20 protein-coding genes are annotated in these 17,285 nt (G+C 40.3%); all 20 read left to right on the top strand.

The annotated features are described in order from the left end of the window. Positions 1-59 precede the first annotated feature (59 nt). Positions 60-392 carry a putative DNA-binding protein gene (locus tag JFV29_RS04605; RefSeq protein WP_056526708.1) on the top strand — a complete coding sequence of 111 codons (333 nt, stop codon included), beginning with the start codon at positions 60-62 and terminating at the stop codon, positions 390-392. Between the two features lie 11 nt (positions 393-403). Next, positions 404-1,744 (top strand): signal recognition particle protein, encoded by a 1,341-nt coding sequence (gene ffh, locus JFV29_RS04600; RefSeq protein ID WP_053345298.1) that lies wholly within the window; start codon positions 404-406, stop codon positions 1,742-1,744. A gap of 153 nt (positions 1,745-1,897) precedes the next feature. Then, the gene (gene rpsP, locus JFV29_RS04595) at positions 1,898-2,170 is read left to right on the top strand and encodes a 30S ribosomal protein S16 (RefSeq protein WP_053345299.1); all 273 of its coding nucleotides are present in this window, start codon (positions 1,898-1,900) and stop codon (positions 2,168-2,170) included. A 13-nt stretch (positions 2,171-2,183) separates the two neighbouring features. Next, positions 2,184-2,414, top strand: a complete 231-nt coding sequence (locus JFV29_RS04590) for a KH domain-containing protein (protein ID WP_053345300.1) — start codon at positions 2,184-2,186, stop codon at positions 2,412-2,414. A 224-nt stretch (positions 2,415-2,638) separates the two neighbouring features. Then, complete coding sequence (locus JFV29_RS04585) at positions 2,639-3,025, top strand: YlqD family protein (protein ID WP_053345301.1); 387 nt, start codon at positions 2,639-2,641, stop codon at positions 3,023-3,025. Between the two features lie 10 nt (positions 3,026-3,035). Further along, positions 3,036-3,554, top strand: a complete 519-nt coding sequence (rimM, locus tag JFV29_RS04580) for a ribosome maturation factor RimM (protein ID WP_053345302.1) — start codon at positions 3,036-3,038, stop codon at positions 3,552-3,554. Further along, positions 3,554-4,288, top strand: coding sequence for a tRNA (guanosine(37)-N1)-methyltransferase TrmD (gene trmD / locus JFV29_RS04575; protein ID WP_053345303.1), 735 nt, complete (start codon positions 3,554-3,556; stop codon positions 4,286-4,288). Before rimM ends, trmD begins: the two co-directional genes overlap by 1 nt. A 130-nt stretch (positions 4,289-4,418) precedes the next feature. Further along, positions 4,419-4,766: a 50S ribosomal protein L19 gene (gene rplS, locus JFV29_RS04570; protein WP_053345304.1), complete on the top strand. Its 348-nt coding sequence runs from the start codon at positions 4,419-4,421 to the stop codon at positions 4,764-4,766. Positions 4,767-4,985: 219 nt separating this feature from the next. Continuing rightward, positions 4,986-5,546 (top strand): signal peptidase I, encoded by a 561-nt coding sequence (gene lepB, locus JFV29_RS04565; protein WP_053345305.1) that lies wholly within the window; start codon positions 4,986-4,988, stop codon positions 5,544-5,546. A gap of 17 nt (positions 5,547-5,563) precedes the next feature. Beyond that, complete coding sequence (gene ylqF, locus JFV29_RS04560) at positions 5,564-6,436, top strand: ribosome biogenesis GTPase YlqF (protein WP_053345306.1); 873 nt, start codon at positions 5,564-5,566, stop codon at positions 6,434-6,436. A gap of 190 nt (positions 6,437-6,626) precedes the next feature. Continuing rightward, a complete protein-coding gene (locus tag JFV29_RS04555) occupies positions 6,627-7,412 on the top strand; it encodes a ribonuclease HII (RefSeq protein WP_201181460.1) in 786 nt (261 codons plus the stop codon). A gap of 17 nt (positions 7,413-7,429) precedes the next feature. Beyond that, positions 7,430-8,800, top strand: coding sequence for a hypothetical protein (locus tag JFV29_RS04550; protein ID WP_201181459.1), 1,371 nt, complete (start codon positions 7,430-7,432; stop codon positions 8,798-8,800). Further along, positions 8,788-9,036: a hypothetical protein gene (locus JFV29_RS04545; protein ID WP_207205084.1), complete on the top strand. Its 249-nt coding sequence runs from the start codon at positions 8,788-8,790 to the stop codon at positions 9,034-9,036. The genes JFV29_RS04550 and JFV29_RS04545 overlap by 13 nt, the downstream gene beginning before the upstream one ends. After that, positions 9,003-9,338: a hypothetical protein gene (locus tag JFV29_RS04540; RefSeq protein ID WP_201181455.1), complete on the top strand. Its 336-nt coding sequence runs from the start codon at positions 9,003-9,005 to the stop codon at positions 9,336-9,338. Before JFV29_RS04545 ends, JFV29_RS04540 begins: the two co-directional genes overlap by 34 nt. Then, complete coding sequence (locus JFV29_RS04535) at positions 9,335-9,607, top strand: EscU/YscU/HrcU family type III secretion system export apparatus switch protein (RefSeq protein WP_201181453.1); 273 nt, start codon at positions 9,335-9,337, stop codon at positions 9,605-9,607. Before JFV29_RS04540 ends, JFV29_RS04535 begins: the two co-directional genes overlap by 4 nt. A gap of 511 nt (positions 9,608-10,118) precedes the next feature. Beyond that, positions 10,119-11,279 (top strand): ADP-forming succinate--CoA ligase subunit beta, encoded by a 1,161-nt coding sequence (gene sucC, locus JFV29_RS04530; RefSeq protein ID WP_053345310.1) that lies wholly within the window; start codon positions 10,119-10,121, stop codon positions 11,277-11,279. Positions 11,280-11,297: 18 nt separating this feature from the next. Beyond that, a complete protein-coding gene (sucD, locus tag JFV29_RS04525) occupies positions 11,298-12,200 on the top strand; it encodes a succinate--CoA ligase subunit alpha (protein WP_053345311.1) in 903 nt (300 codons plus the stop codon). 120 nt (positions 12,201-12,320) lie between these two features. Then, positions 12,321-13,187 (top strand): DNA-processing protein DprA, encoded by an 867-nt coding sequence (gene dprA, locus JFV29_RS04520; RefSeq protein ID WP_201181451.1) that lies wholly within the window; start codon positions 12,321-12,323, stop codon positions 13,185-13,187. Positions 13,188-13,452: 265 nt separating this feature from the next. After that, positions 13,453-15,528, top strand: coding sequence for a type I DNA topoisomerase (gene topA, locus JFV29_RS04515; RefSeq protein WP_053345313.1), 2,076 nt, complete (start codon positions 13,453-13,455; stop codon positions 15,526-15,528). 432 nt (positions 15,529-15,960) lie between these two features. After that, positions 15,961-17,268 (top strand): FADH(2)-oxidizing methylenetetrahydrofolate--tRNA-(uracil(54)-C(5))-methyltransferase TrmFO, encoded by a 1,308-nt coding sequence (gene trmFO, locus JFV29_RS04510; protein ID WP_056526731.1) that lies wholly within the window; start codon positions 15,961-15,963, stop codon positions 17,266-17,268. Positions 17,269-17,285 lie beyond the last annotated feature (17 nt).

Below are 17,285 nucleotides of genomic sequence, written 5' to 3'. Positions count from 1 at the left end.
ACGCTATACAATATAAACTTGTAAAGGGTTTTCACTTAACAGCAGGGAGGCTTGCTAAGATGCTTGAAAAGACAACGCGGATTAACTATTTGTATGACTTTTACCAATCGTTGTTAACAGAGAAGCAGCAGAGCTATATGTCCCTCTACTATCTGGATGATTACTCTCTTGGGGAGATTGCCGATGAATACGAAGTGAGTAGACAGGCAGTCTATGATAATATAAAAAGAACAGAAGCAATGCTTGAGGAATACGAAGCAAAGCTATTGTTATTTCAAAAATTTCAAGAGCGTAACCAGTGGATTGCGAATATGAAGGAACTCATAGAAAAGGAATCCTTTTCAAAAGAGAAGCTGCTTGACGCAATCACAACGCTTGAGAAGTTGGATTAGGAGGCGGCAATATGGCATTTGAAGGATTGGCCGACCGACTGCAGAGCACGATGCAAAAGATCCGCGGAAAAGGGAAGGTCAACGAAGCAGACGTTAAAGAAATGATGCGTGAAGTTCGATTGGCCCTACTTGAAGCGGACGTTAACTTTAAAGTCGTGAAGGAATTTGTAAAGCGTGTAAGTGAACGTTCGGTAGGCCAGGAAGTGCTAAAAAGCTTAACCCCCGGTCAACAGGTAATTAAAGTAGTTAAGGAAGAATTGACGGAGCTGATGGGCGGCGAACAGAGCAAGATAGCCGTTGCCTCGAAACCACCGACTGTCATTATGATGGTAGGGCTTCAAGGGGCAGGTAAAACGACAACCACCGGAAAGCTTGCCAATCTTCTTAGAAAAAAATACAACCGCACGCCATTGCTCGTTGCGGCTGATATTTACCGTCCGGCGGCGATTAAGCAGCTTGAAACACTTGGCAAACAATTAAGCATGCCTGTTTTTTCCCTTGGGGATCAGGTCAGTCCTGTTGAAATTGCCAAACAGGCGATCGAAAAAGCGAAGGAAGAACATCATGATTATGTGTTGATTGATACCGCAGGTCGTCTTCATGTTGATGAAAACCTGATGGGCGAACTGAAAGATATCAAAGAATTGACCAAACCGGATGAAATCTTCCTCGTTGTTGATGCGATGACCGGGCAGGATGCTGTCAATGTGGCCCAAAGCTTTAATGAGCAGCTTGGCCTGACTGGGGTCGTATTAACGAAACTTGATGGGGATACACGTGGTGGTGCGGCACTTTCGATTCGTTCAGTTACCAACACGCCGATTAAATTCGTCGGTATGGGTGAAAAATTGGATGCACTTGAAGCATTCCATCCAGAACGGATGGCTTCAAGAATCCTCGGTATGGGTGATGTATTAACCCTTATCGAAAAAGCACAGGCCAATGTAGATGAAGAAAAAGCGAAAGAATTAGAGAAAAAGATGCGTACCGCTACTTTTACCTTTGATGATTTCCTTGAGCAACTTGGTCAGGTGCGTAATATGGGACCGCTTGATGACATTTTGAAAATGATTCCTGGTGCGAACAAAATGAAAGGGATGGATAACCTTCAAATCGATGAGAAACAGATCGGTCATGTTGAAGCTATCATCCGTTCAATGACAACGCAGGAAAAGGAACATCCAGAAACCATGAATGCATCCCGCAAAAAACGGATTGCCAAAGGAAGCGGCAGATCTATTCAAGAAGTGAACCGTTTACTAAAGCAATTTGAAGAAATGAAAAAGATGATGAAACAGGTTACAAACATGCAAAAAGGGAAGAAAAAGGGATTCAAATTCCCGTTCATGTAAGGTTTATTTTAGGTCGAAACGAGGCGTAAATACAGGCTGAAGCCATGTATTTCAACACTTTTTTTACCTGTTAAGAAAAAAACCTTTACAAACATACAAGACATTTGATATTATACTATCTTGTGTGAAACTATTCGGAGGTGCTTATTTAAAATGGCAGTAAAAATTCGCTTAAAACGTATGGGAGCTAAAAAATCTCCTTTCTATCGTATTGTAGTTGCAGATTCTCGTTCACCACGTGACGGACGTTACATTGAAGTTGTAGGAACTTATAACCCGGTGACTCAACCAGCTAAAGTTGACATCAACGAAGAGCTTGCTCTTAAATGGTTACAAGATGGAGCTAAACCATCTGATACAGTTCGTAACTTATTCTCAACACAAGGCATCATGGAAAAATTCCATGTTGCAAAAAACAGCAAGTAATCGACGGTAGTTGATGAAAGCTTTAATTGAAACAATTGTTTCAGCACTTGTGGATTATCCGGAAGAAGTCATCGTGACTTCGAAGGAAGAGTCCGACCGAATTGTTTATGTCCTCTCCGTTCATAAAGAAGACATGGGCAAGGTCATCGGTAAACAAGGGCGTGTTGCTAAGGCGGTTCGGACTGTGGTATATGCAGCAGGATCCTCACAGCAGAAGAAAATCTATTTGGAGATTTCCGAATAAGGAGGGCTAATACCCCTCCTTTTTTTGTACTTCAAGAAAGTTGAATTCCGACTTTAATCATATTCAAATACGACTCGGAGTTTAAACTTTACGCCTTTTTAAGACGCATCTTTTACCGATTTACGTTATACTTAAGAGAATGACCCCCATTTTTCAAAAAGATTACCCTATCATACATATTTTTTGAATGAAATAAGAAATCATAGATAATAGGAGGTGCTGGAATGAAAATTCTCCAAAATGTAATCGTTAACCAAGTATTAACGGAATCCAGCAAGAATCAGCTCCTCGAGAAGTACAAATCAAAACGTCTACAGCTTCAAAAAGAGAGTGAACAGCTTCGTTTTGAACTGAAAAAACTTGAAAAAACTAGGAACCTTCAGCCCGCTAGTCTCCGTGCTCATTTTGAAAAAGAAATAAACCAAAGGCAAGAAAAAATCAAACTGCTTGAATTTCAAATGGAACAGTTGGAAATCCTTCCTACTGGAAGCGAACTGAAGGAACGGGAAGTTCAAAGTATCATTGAGGTAGAAATTGGGGCAGATTGGGACGAACTTATGACAACGAAGACTATTGTCATTAAAGATGGAATCGTCTCGGAAATTCGTTAGAGGTGAAAGAATGGAAAATTGGTTTAATGTAGGTAAAATTGTCAACACACATGGTCTTTTAGGTGAAGTCCGTGTTATTTCATCAACAGACTTTCCGGAAAAGCGTTTCAAAGTAGGCAATACGCTGTATTTATTTAGAGAAACAGAGAAAAAGCCTTTGCCACTTATTATCAGGTCGCATCGCAACCATAAAAACTTTAACTTATTGACGTTTGAAAACTACTACAACGTCGGTCAGGTCGAGGCTTTCCGGAATGGAGTCTTGAAAATTAAGGAAGCTCAGCTAGGTAAATTGGATGAAGGTGAATTCTACTTCCATGAAATCATCGGCTGTTCGGTGTTTACAGATGAAGGTGTAGAAATAGGGGAGATCATTGAGGTTCTAACGCCGGGCGCCAATGATGTTTGGGTCATTAAGAAAGCTGGCAGTAAGGATATTTTAATTCCATATATTGATCAAATTGTGAAAGAAGTAGATATATCTGCTAAAAAAGTTATCATCACACCGATGGAAGGGCTTTTAGACTGATGAAAATCGATGTACTTTCGCTATTTCCAGAAATGTTCGAAGGGGTATTTGGCTCGTCAATTTTAAAAAAGGCCGCAGAAAAACAGGCTGTCAGCTACAATGTGACCAATTTTCGTGATTATGCAGACAATAAGCATTCGACAGTAGATGATTATCCGTATGGTGGCGGTGCAGGGATGGTATTGAAGGCACAGCCCATCTTTGACGCCGTAGAAGCCCTTAAAGGGCACGCTGAGCAAACGCCACGAGTTGTCTTGCTATGTCCACAGGGAGAGCGTTACACGCAGAGAAAAGCTGAAGAGTTTGCGAAAGAAGATCATCTTATTTTCATTTGCGGACATTATGAAGGGTATGATGAGCGCATCCGGGAGCATATTGTCACAGATGAAATATCAATAGGTGACTTTGTGCTTACAGGTGGTGAATTGGGTGCTATGGTTATTATAGACAGCGTTGTTCGCTTGCTTCCGGGCGTGTTAGGAAATGTAGACTCCCCGATTCTTGATTCATATTCTTCTGGTTTGTTAGAGCATCCCCATTATACTAGACCTGCAGATTTCAGGGGAATGAAAGTTCCTGATACGCTTATATCCGGTAATCATAAAAAAATCGATGAATGGCGGATGAAAGAGTCATTACGCAGGACGTGGAATCGACGACCGGATTTGCTCGAAAGCTATGAACTTTCGGACGTTGAAAAAAAATTATTGTCAGAGATTCAAAAAGAAGACTGATGTCTATTGCATCAGCATCTAGAGTATGATAGGATATACCTTGTGACTTGGGCAAAATGCTCAGTCTTATAACGATGTTCCGCTGCAAACAATTAGTATTTGTAAGAGCGTCCAGGAGGAGTTGAAATCGATGCAAAATCTTATTAACGATATCACAAAAGAACAACTTCGCACAGATCTTCCATCATTCAGACCTGGTGACACAGTACGTGTACACGTAAAGGTTATTGAAGGAACTCGCGAACGTATCCAGTTGTTTGAAGGCGTTGTAATCAAACGTCGTGGCGGCGGAGTTAGTGAAACTTTCACAGTACGTAAGATTTCTTACGGCGTTGGAGTGGAACGTGCTTTCCCTCTTCACACACCAAAAATTGCGCAATTAGAAGTTATCCGTCACGGTAAAGTACGTCGTGCGAAACTTTATTACCTACGCGAACTTCGTGGTAAAAAAGCACGTATTAAAGAAATTCGTCGTTAATTCTTCGAATATCTCTATGCGGGTTTGCCATGATTCACATATGGTGAGTAACCAAACAGTATTATGCAAAAAAGGAGCTTGTTTAACAGGCTCCTTTTTTTGCACTTGAAGAAAAAATAATCGCTCATCAGGGTGAAGACTATAAAGAATCCTGCTCGCTATAGCGTCCGCGACATGTTAAAATAATTGTTGATATGCTTTCTAAAAGGGTGGGTAAGGATGACGAAAAAGAAAAATGAATTGTGGGAATGGACTAAGGCGGTCATAATCGCGGTTATAGCAGCCACGCTGATTCGTTATTTCCTCCTGGCTCCGATTGTCGTGGACGGCAATTCCATGATGCCGACATTAAAGGACACGGACCGCATGCTCGTAAATAAAATCTCCTATTCAATTAGTGAACCGAAAAGATTCGATATTATTGTTTTTGAAGCCCCTGAAGGCAAGGATTATATAAAACGGGTCATTGGGTTACCAGGCGAAAAAATAGAATATAAAGATGATACGCTTTACGTGAATGGAAAAGCCTATGCAGAGCCATACTTGGATGAATATAAAAAGCAGTTGATTGATGGCGGGGCTTTGACAGAACCATTTACATTAAGCGATGTTATAGAACAAGAAACCGTGCCTGAAGACCATCTATTTGTCTTAGGAGATAATCGCCGTTTTAGTAAGGACAGCCGCCATATTGGCGTTGGTGTTGTTCCTTACAATAAGGTGTTAGGTAAAACTAAATTAGTTTATTGGCCGATTGAAGATTTTCGATTGGCGGAATAGTAGGAAGGTTGATTCCATTGACAATACAGTGGTTCCCTGGCCATATGGCCAAAGCAAGAAGGGAAGTAACAGAAAAATTAAAACTGATCGATATCATCTTTGAACTTGTGGATGCCCGGATTCCTGCATCTTCACGAAATCCGATGATCGATGAAATCATACAGCATAAACCAAGGGTTATCCTTTTGAATAAGGCTGATATGGCTGATCCGGTAAAAACCAATGAGTGGCTTGAGTATTATAAATCACAAGGTAAAACGGCAATCGCTATTAACTCACAGGCAGGAAATGGCTTAAACCAGATTACAGCTGCCTCTAAGAAACTTTTAAAAGAAAAGTATGATCGGATGGAATCAAGAGGAATTAAGCCGCGTGCGATTCGTGCTATGATTGTCGGTATTCCGAACGTAGGGAAATCTACTTTAATCAATCGTCTTGCTAAAAAAAACATTGCAAAAACAGGGAATACACCTGGTGTTACGAAAGCACAGCAATGGATAAAAGTAGGAAAGGAATTAGAACTTCTGGATACTCCGGGGATCCTCTGGCCTAAATTTGAGGATCAGGAAGTTGGCTTAAGACTAGCGCTAACAGGAGCAATCAAAGATACGATTTTAAACTTGCATGAAGTTTCTTTATACGGCCTTCGCTTTTTGGAAAGAGAATATCCGGATCGTTTGAAATCCCGTTATAATCTGGATGTAATTCCTCAAGAAACGCTAGAACTATTTGATGCAGTTGGAAAGTTCAGAGGTTGTCTAGCATCTGGGGGCTTTATTGATTATGATAAAACCGCAGAATTGGTCGTTCGAGAAATCCGTTCTGAAAAGATGGGGCCGCTCACGTTTGAGCTACCGATAGAAAAAGAAGAAGAAAATACCCCCGAATAACTTCTTTTGAGGTTAGAGAACACAGACATGATTCTTAAAAGGAATGTCTGTGTATAGGGTTGATACGGAGCTGGAGGTAGATGTCAAAAGGTTTTTTTACCTTTTGATGTCTCTTTTCCGCTCCGTATTTTTGTTTAAGCTGTAGAAATGAAACAAGACTGCCGATAATTAAAATGATAGGTGATAAATGATGAAAACTGCCATGAGTATAAAAGAAATCTCTTCAAAATTAAAAACAGTAAGCGAGCCAGAAGATTCGTTCTTAAAAGAATGCCAGGAGGATGGACGAAAAGGAGTAACAGACTTAGTAAGTAAATGGCAAAGAGCCTATGAAAAAGAGCTACAGGTAAAGAATAATTTTATGAAAATGACGGAGTTTGAACGGGAGTTGCGAAAACAGGGATTTTCAGTTCTTGCCGGTATCGATGAAGTAGGAAGAGGGCCGCTAGCGGGACCGGTTGTGACTAGTGCAGTTATTTTACCTGAATCTTTTTATCTACCAGGGCTAAATGATTCTAAGAAAATTCCTGAGTCAAAGAGGGAACTATTTTATGAGACTATCTTAAAGGAAGCTGTATCCATCGGGGTGGGCATTGTACATAGCGAAGAAATTGATGAAATCAATATATATCAAGCTACGAAAAAAGCCATGATTGCGGCGGTGAACAATCTTTCAGAACTCCCGGATCATTTGCTGATTGATGCGATGGAACTTGAAGTGCCGATTCCTCAACTTTCACTCATAAAGGGAGATGCAAGAAGTATTTCTATCTCTGCTGCCTCTATTATCGCTAAGGTGACACGTGACAGGATGATGAAGGGATATGGGGAAGCGTATCCAGAATACGGATTTGAAAAGCATATGGGGTACGGGACTAAACTACATTTAGAAGCACTCGATAATCACGGGCTTACACCTTGGCATAGGAGGAGTTTTACACCTGTAAAGGAAATCGCCGCACGAACGAACGATTAAGAGAGAGGGCGAGAGAGATGCAATCGATAACAAGCGGTCAATCCGTGTCGTCACCCATTGAAATAAAGGGAAGTACGAGTTTGAAAAACGGACAAATCCTTTTCGGAAAAGTGAATAGGATTTATCCTAACCAAATAACGGAAGTGCAGATTGGCCATCAAAAAATGATTGCCACACTCGATATCCCACTTCAGGCTGGAGAAATGTATTGGTTTCAAGTACAGCAGCCAAATGAGGGGAAGGTTGTGTTAAAAGTACTGGATTCTCCGAATGTGAACTTTTCTAGTTTAAAAGGAGCGGCTGCACAATTGCTCTCTCATCTTGGCATATCTCCAGAACCGGAGGCAGCCAGCCTTGCCGAGTATTTACTGAAAAATCAACTCCCAATTACAAAGGATACTTTTATGTCTGCTTTGCAATGGGTAAAAACTGCTGATGCAAAAGAATATGGCCTGTCTATCATCAAAAGAATGTTCCTTCAGCAATTACCTTTTGTTGAAGAAGTATTTGTAGCGTTGTTAGCACAAGCAAAAGGCGAACCTTTTCACAAATTGCTCAGTGGCCTGCAGCAACAATTAAAGGACAGTGATTCGGAAACATCAGTAAAACTAAAAGGCGTATTAGACTCGTTACATGTAGCTAAACAGGATCAGCTTCAACAAACTGGTCTACAGAAACTTGTTACCACTTGGATCGATTCCAGTGCATCACCTGAATTGAAAACCGGGGCATTCTCCCTGCTTCAAAAGACTGGTTTCATTCCAATGGGGATTACTGAGGCTGGCTTTTTGGAGAAATTAGTTGTCGAATCGGCGGAAATATCAGGATCTACTAAGAACTCAGTGACTGATAAACTACAACAGGGACTGCAATTGCTATCTGATGCAAAAAATGGAACGTTGGGGAAAGTTGAAAAGGTCGAATATAGTCTAAATCGGTTATTGAACGGTCTTGATTATGTAGAAGCAGAAACGTCTACTGATACGAAATCAATTCAGCAAAAAACCATTTCTACAGAAGAACTGTCCGCTCTTGCTTCCCGCTTGCTTGAGCGTACGTTTGCAGAAGCATCAGTCGGAAATAGAATAGCGGGTGCCGAAATAGAGGTAAATGATCTAATAGCCCATTTAAATAAGGATACAGAGAAAGTTACCGAGTCGAAGGGGAAAGTGACAGAACTGTTGATTCAACCGCTTAAGCGACGTCCTGAGGCGCTCTCCGTTACGAATGCTGAGAAACTAGTGCTTACACAAGTGCTGGAAACTGAATTTCAAACAATCGATTTCACGAATGGTGCCTCTGTTGCGCAACAACTTAGACGAAGATGCTTGGACTACAGTTGGAACATGCTCTTGCTAATATGCCTGGAGATGGTTTGGAAGATTTAATAAAGGATTTAGAGACCCTCAAACCGTTGCTACTTAAACTTCTGAACGAGCAAAATCCGGCATCCGTTAAGGAACTGGCAGAACAAATTTTGAATCGAATTACTGCTCAACAGGTTTTTTCGCAGGAAACGGGCCCCTTGCAGAACTTACTCCTTACATTGCCTCTTAATCTTGGGTCTTCTCAAACGGACTTAACGTTGCAATGGAGCGGAAGGAAAAAAAAGATGGCAAGATAGACCCCGATTATTGTCGAATCCTGTTTTATTTAGAGTTAGAACGTCTTAAGGAAACGTTCATTGACATGCAGGTTCAAAACCGTGTCATAAAAGTGACGGTCATTAATGAGTATAGTAAAACAATAGAAGCAGCCGCCGACAATTATCTTACACTGTTGAAGGCGAATCTGGAAAAAATGGATTACAGATTATCCGGAGTTTTATTTGAAAATCCAGTGAGCAAAAAAAATACTGACACGAAATTTAAATCCGCCCTTTTTTCAGAAAAAGAATCATATAGTGGGGTGGATATTCGGATATGACGAATGAAAAACGAAAAGAAGCGATCGCTTTAAAATATGACCCGGAGATTTCGAAATCCCCTGTCATCTTGGCAAAGGGGAAAGGTAAAACTGCAGAAAAGATTCTAGATAAAGCAATGAAACTGAATATCCCTGTTCAAAAAGATGAGTCGTTAATCTCCCTTTTGGGGCAATTGGATATTAATCAAACGATTCCGGAAGAATTGTATGAAGCGGTTGCAGAGGTATTTGCGTTTGTTTATAAAGTTGACCGGGACTTGAATCGGTAAGATTCAAATTATTTGGGTTGATTTATGTGAATTTATGGTTGGTTTATGTAGAATTTTAGGAAATGCACTTAAAAATTTTTATTATATTAAAAACATACTAAACTATCAGAAAAAGGATAAAGCTACGGCTTTGTCCTTTTTCTTTTTCTGAAAATTTAAAATTTTTTAGAAAGATAACTATAATGTTTCAGAAAAAGATAGATGAAAAAAATGATGAAAAAAGGCTTGTAAACAAAGTGTTTATACTAAATGAAAAATGGAATGGCTATTTTTAGAATGGAGATTTCGGACCGGGATAAATACTATTTTAAAAAAATAAACATATTAATGGACTATGTTTTTTCCATTTTATACACCGACCTAGAAGTATATTGTAATAATTTTTTTAAAATATTACGAAAGAAAATCATGCACGAAGGAGAATTTTGTTGTAATATGTTAGAGAAAACACGCATTAAATATAAATGTTGTTTTTTGGTAGTTGGTTTTTAGTAGATAAGGAGGATGGGAAATGAATATCCATGAGTATCAGGGGAAAGAGATTTTGAGACAATACGGGGTATCTGTTCCGAATGGCCGGGTTGCCTTTACTGTTGATGAAGCAGTAGAAGCAGCGAAGGAGTTAGGTACAGATGTTGTTGTCGTCAAAGCTCAAATTCATGCGGGCGGCCGCGGGAAAGCCGGCGGAGTTAAGGTAGCAAAGAATCTTGACGAAGCGCGTACATATGCAGAAGAGATTCTTGGTAAAACGCTGGTGACCCATCAAACAGGACCTTCAGGTAAAGAAGTTAAGCGTTTACTTATTGAAGAAGGCTGCGACATTACGAAGGAATATTATATTGGACTGGTCCTTGACCGTGCAACAAATAGTGTGGTATTGATGGCTTCTGAAGAAGGCGGAACGGAAATTGAGGAAGTTGCTGAAAAAACTCCAGAGAAAATTTTCAAGGAAGTGATCGATCCGGTTGTTGGTTTAACTGGCTTCCAGGCACGAAGAATCGCTTTCAATATCAACATTCCGGCTTCACTAATAAATAAGGCGTCTAAACTGATGGTCAACTTATATACAGCATTCGTTGAAAAGGATTGTTCAATTGCTGAAATCAACCCATTAGTTGTGACAGGCGACGGCAATGTAATGGCACTAGATGCAAAATTGAATTTCGATGATAATGCGATTTACCGCCATAAAGACATTGCGGAGTACCGTGATCTAGATGAAGAAGATGCTAAAGAAATTGAAGCATCCAAACACGGTCTTAGTTACATATCGCTTGACGGAAATATCGGTTGTATGGTTAATGGTGCGGGGCTTGCAATGGCAACGATGGACATCATTAAACACTATATGGGAGACCCGGCTAACTTCCTTGACGTTGGGGGCGGAGCTACAGAGGAAAAAGTTAAAGAGGCTTTCAAAATCATCCTATCTGATCAAAAAGTAAAAGGTATCTTTGTAAATATCTTCGGAGGAATTATGAAGTGTGACATCATCGCGACAGGTGTCGTAGCTGCTGCAAAAGAGCTAGGCTTGGATGTCCCTCTTGTTGTCCGTCTTGAAGGAACGAATGTGGATCTTGGGAAAAAGATTTTGAAAGAGTCTGGTTTAAATATTACGGCTGCTGAATCAATGGCAGATGGAGCACAAAAAATAGTATCACTTGTAGGATAATAGGCAGGGGGGAACATAATGAGCGTTTATATTAATAAAGATACGAAAGTGATCGTTCAGGGAATCACTGGCTCAACAGCATTATTTCATACAAAACAGATGTTGGAATACGGCACGAAGATCGTGGGTGGAGTAACTCCGGGTAAAGGTGGAACAGAAGCGGAAGGGGTACCTGTATTTAATACAGTTTCCGAAGCTGTCACTGAAACCGGAGCAAATGCATCTGTTATCTACGTACCTGCTCCATTTGCAGCGGATGCCATTCTTGAAGCGGTTGATGCAGAACTTGATCTTGTAATTTGTATCACGGAGCACATTCCTGTCCTTGACATGGTTAAGGTGAAGCGATATATGCAAGGCAAAAAAACTCGTTTAATTGGACCAAACTGTCCGGGTGTTATTAGTCCGGAAGAGTGTAAGATTGGTATTATGCCAGGGTATATCCATAAAAAAGGTCATGTAGGCGTGGTTTCTCGTTCTGGAACTTTGACGTATGAAGCCGTTCACCAATTATCACAAGCAGGCATCGGACAATCATCCGCTGTCGGTATCGGTGGGGATCCTGTTAACGGAACTGATTTTATTGATGTACTTAAGGCATTCAATGAAGATCCAGAAACTCATGCGGTGATCATGATTGGGGAAATCGGTGGCACAGCAGAAGAAGAAGCAGCAATCTGGGTGAAAGAAAATATGACGAAGCCAGTTGTCGGGTTTATTGGTGGCCGCACGGCTCCAGCGGGTAAACGTATGGGACATGCTGGTGCTATTATTTCAGGCGGTAAGGGAACAGCTGATGAGAAAATCCGCGTTATGAATGAATGCGGTATTAAAGTAGCCGAGACTCCATCCGTTATGGGCGAAACTTTGATTTCTGTCCTTAAAGAAAAAGACATGTATGAACCTTGCAAAACACACTAATCTAAGATGGGCCGACCTGTTTTTTGGGTCGGTCTTTATTTCACTTCAATCTCCCCGAAACACATCTTAACAACCGCAATTAATCTTCTTTTAAAAATTTCCGATTAGGGGTGCTTCTAATTGAACAGGAAAGAAAAATTAATCCACCTCCATCATTGCCGTGGAGCAGGATGGAAAACGATCCAAACAATTCTGGCCTATAATCCATCCCTTTCTTCTCTTTTCACAACCACGTACACCGAATGGGCTGAAATCCTTCCTATACCTTCAAATAAATTAAATCTCTTTCTGAAAGATTTACATTCTCTTAATACGATTAAAAAGGTAAAGCAATACGAATTTAACCAAATTAAATGTCTAACTATGTTTGATGAAGATTACCCGTTTTTGCTGAAGCAGATATTTGATCCCCCGTGGGTGCTTTATTTTAAAGGCGATAAACAGCTTCTAGAGAAGAAGAGTACTCTAGGTGTCGTTGGAACACGTAAGCCAACCTGGTATGGACTGGAGGCCTTAAAAACGATTTTACCGCCACTTGTGCAGAAAAACTTTGTCATCATCAGTGGAGTGGCAGCTGGAATCGATGCGGCTGCACACAAAGTCACATTGGATAAAGGTGGAAATACGATTGGAGTTTTGGGCGGGGGACTTTTGCAAATTTATCCAAAATCTAATATCCCGCTTGCAAGAGAAATAAGCAATAAAGGGTTATTGCTTTCTGAGACTCCACCGGCGATGAGGGCGGAACCTTGGATGTTTCCGCTGCGCAATCGTATTATTAGTGGATTATCCAAGGGAGTATTTGTGGTAGAAGCTAAAGAAAAGAGCGGTTCCCTAATAACTGCACAGGCAGCTCTTGATCATGGCAGAGAGGTATTTGCACTTCCAGGTAACGTATTAAGCCCAGAATCATTAGGGGCCAATCAATTAATTCAAGATGGAGCCAAACTTGTTTTGAGTTCGTTACAGATTGAGGAAGAATTTTGAACAATATAATATAGAAGATATACGGAAAAATTGAAGGGGAAATAGCAAAAAAGATGCTTTTTTAGATGAATAGGTTGAAATTTTAGTCAAAAAGGTTGAAAATATTGTAAAACTGTTATAAGTTTTGCAAATGACACCTCTTGTTAAAATACCTAAAATTAAATAAATCAGCATGCTTTGAAAAATAAAGAGGTGTTGACAAATGAAATTTGAATGATTAATAATAGTGAAGATTTATATTACCTCTTTGAGGAGGATTTATTGGATGTCAGAATATTTAGTGATTGTGGAATCGCCCGCAAAGGCGAAAACAATTGAACGTTACTTAGGAAAAAAATATAAAGTAAAGGCTTCCATGGGGCATGTGCGCGATTTGCCTAAAAGCCAAATGGGTGTCGATGTTGAAAATGAATATGAGCCTAAATATATAACTATCCGCGGCAAAGGCCCGGTTCTAAAAGAATTGAAAACAGCTGCAAAAAAAGCAAAAAAAATCTATCTCGCAGCTGACCCCGACAGAGAAGGTGAAGCGATTGCCTGGCATTTAGCTCACAGTCTCGATGTCGACATTAATTCAGATTGCCGTGTGGTATTCAATGAGATTACGAAGGAAGCGATCAAAGAATCATTTAAATCACCAAGACCCATTAATATGAAGTTGGTTGATGCACAGCAGGCAAGGAGAATATTGGATCGTTTGGTCGGATACAATATCAGCCCGCTTTTGTGGAAAAAAGTGAAAAAAGGCTTAAGTGCAGGACGAGTTCAATCGGTTGCTGTTCGGATGATTATTGACCGAGAGAAAGAAATCAAAGACTTTGTACCGGAAGAGTATTGGACAATCAGGGCAGATTTTGTTAAAGGAAATGAACAGTTTGAAGGTTCCTTTTTCAGCCTTGGTGGTGAACGGAAAGAATTAAACACGGAAGAAGATGTCAAGAAAGTACTTGCTTCTTTAAGCGGCGGCGAATTCACCATTGGTACCGTGACGAAAAAGGAAAGAAAGCGTAATCCAGCTGCACCTTTTACGACTTCTTCCTTGCAACAAGAAGCCGCGCGGAAATTAAATTTCCGTGCCAAGAAAACCATGATGCTTGCTCAGCAGCTTTATGAAGGAATTGAGCTCGGAAAAGAAGGTACAGTCGGGCTAATCACTTATATGAGAACGGATTCGACCCGGATTTCGGATATTGCCAAGCAGGAAGCCCATAGCTTTATTCAAAACAGTTATGGTGATGATTATGTTCAGGTTGAACAGCGCAAGGAGAAAAAACAGACAAATGCTCAGGACGCGCATGAAGCGGTTAGACCGACAAGCACATTACGTGAACCAAGTTTAGTGAAGGAGTTTTTATCTAGAGATCAATTCCGTTTATATAAATTAATTTGGGAACGCTTTGTTTCAAGTCAAATGTCTTCGGCTGTAATGGATACAATGAGCATTGACCTTCACAACGGTGATGTCATTTTCCGGGCAAATGGTTCTAAAATTAAATTTCCAGGTTTCATGAAGGTATATGTTGAAGGTTCGGATGACTCAGTGGAAGAAAAGGAAAATGCCCTTCCAGATGTAAAAAAAGGAGATCAATTCTTTTCAAAAGATGTCGAACCGAAGCAGCATTTCACACAGCCACCGCCACGCTATACAGAGGCGCGTCTTGTCAAAACACTAGAGGAACTAGGCATAGGCCGGCCGTCTACATATGCTCCTACATTGGATACGATTCAAAAACGTGGCTATGTTACGCTTGATAATAAGCGATTTATCCCGACTGAGCTTGGTGAAATTGTCCTTGAATTGATACGTGAATTCTTTCCGGATATTCTAGATGCAGAATTCACTGCCAAGATGGAACAGGAATTTGATAGTGTCGAAGAAGGAAGCGTTGAATGGATTAAGGTCATTGATGAGTTTTACAAAGATTTCGCTATTCATTTGGCTAAAGCGGAAGTCGAAATGGAGAAAATTGAAATCAAGGATGAGCCTGCAGGGGAAGATTGCGTAGAATGCGGACATGAAATGGTCTTTAAAATGGGTCGATATGGAAAGTTTATGGCTTGCAGTAATTTCCCGGATTGCCGTAATACAAAACCAATCGTTAAAGAAATCGGAGTGAAATGTCCGAAATGTAAAGAAGGCAACATCATTGAGCGAAAAAGTAAAAAACGCCGACTGTTCTACGGTTGTGATACTTATCCAGGATGTGACTTCATTTCATGGGACAAACCTCTACCTCGTAGTTGTCCAAAATGTGAAGGTACGCTAGTTGAGAAAAAACTCAAAAAAGGCGTGCAGGTACAGTGTATGGATTGTGATTTCAAAGAAACACCTCAAGCTTAGAAAAGGTGGACTAATTACTCCCATATTTCTAGGTTCAATTGAGAAACTCAGAATAAAATGTGGACTCGGCATCTGCCGAGTTTCTTTATGTTCATGGATGTGTGCTATCATCATAATAAGAGGATTTTATTTCCAAGAAGAAATTGGATAAAGCCTGAAACTTTTTTATTTGGTTCATGTAATGTAAAATTCAGTGGACAAGTGTATTAACTTAAAGATATAATTCCTCTTTGTGTCCGTTATCCATCATAGGAAACTTGGGTTGTAGGAAGAATGCAGGATTGGTGGCATAGGTTTTATAATTGTCGTCAGCAGGAACGAGTATTTTATGGGTAAAATACATACATATCGTTAAAAATGAAGTCTTTTATAAAAGTAATTTTAATGATAAATGATCCTGACTTATCATATCTATACATGGAGGTTCGAAAAATGAAAGAAGCAAAAGTAAGTGTAATCGGCGCTGGGCTTGCAGGAAGTGAAGCGGCGTGGCAATTAGCTAAAAGAGGAATTAAAGTAGATTTATACGAAATGCGGCCGGTAAAACAAACACCAGCACATCATACCGACAAATTCGCTGAACTTGTTTGTTCCAATTCACTTCGGGCAAATACCTTAACAAATGCTGTAGGTGTTTTAAAAGAAGAAATGCGGATTTTGGATTCTGTTATCATATCTGCAGCAGACGCCTGTGCTGTTCCTGCCGGAGGTGCACTTGCTGTCGATCGTCATGAATTTGCCAGTCTTGTTACAGAAAAGGTGAAAAATCATCCAAATGTTACTGTCATTAATGAAGAAGTGACAGAAATTCCTGAAGGTCCTACTGTCATTGCCACTGGTCCGCTTACAAGTCAGTCTCTATCTGACAGCTTAAAGCAGATTATGGATGAAGAATACTTATATTTCTATGATGCTGCTGCTCCAATTCTTGAAAAAGAAAGCATCAATATGGATAAGGTTTATTTAAAATCCCGTTATGATAAAGGGGAAGCAGCCTATTTGAATTGTCCGATGACGGAAGAAGAGTTTGACCGTTTCTATGAAGCATTGATTTCTGCTGAAACTGTTCCTCTTAAAGAATTTGAAAAAGAAATCTTTTTCGAAGGGTGTATGCCAATTGAAGTGATGGCATCACGTGGGAAGAAAACGATGTTATTCGGACCTTTGAAGCCAGTTGGTTTAGAAGATCCGAAAACAGGAAAACGACCATTTGCTGTAGTCCAATTGCGACAGGATGATGCAGCTGGTACTCTTTACAACATTGTTGGTTTTCAGACACATTTAAAATGGGGACCGCAAAAAGAAGTACTGCAGCTTATACCAGGATTGGAAAATGCTGAAATTGTTCGTTATGGAGTAATGCACCGCAACACTTTCATTAACTCTCCTAACGTTCTAAAACCTACGTACCAGTTCAAAAATCGTGATGACTTATTCTTTGCCGGTCAGATGACGGGTGTCGAGGGATATGTAGAATCAGCTGCATCAGGATTAGTTGCGGGTATCAATGCCGCGAGAATCATCCAAGGGTTGGAGCCTGCCATTTTCCCTGCCGAAACGACAATGGGTAGTATGGCAAGGTACATTACATCTACTAATGGGAAGAGCTTTCAGCCGATGAATGCCAACTTTGGCCTGCTTCCAGACCTTGAAGTAAGAATCAAAGCGAAAAAAGATCGGAATGAAATGCATGCTAAACGCGCTTTAGACACAATTCAGAACTTTGTGAAAACTTTGTAAAATATTTGCCTGCTGTT

The organism is Peribacillus sp. TH16, assembly GCF_016651095.1.
Lineage (GTDB): Bacteria > Bacillota > Bacilli > Bacillales > DSM-1321 > Peribacillus > Peribacillus butanolivorans.
This window is presented reverse-complemented; position numbering and strand designations above follow the sequence as displayed.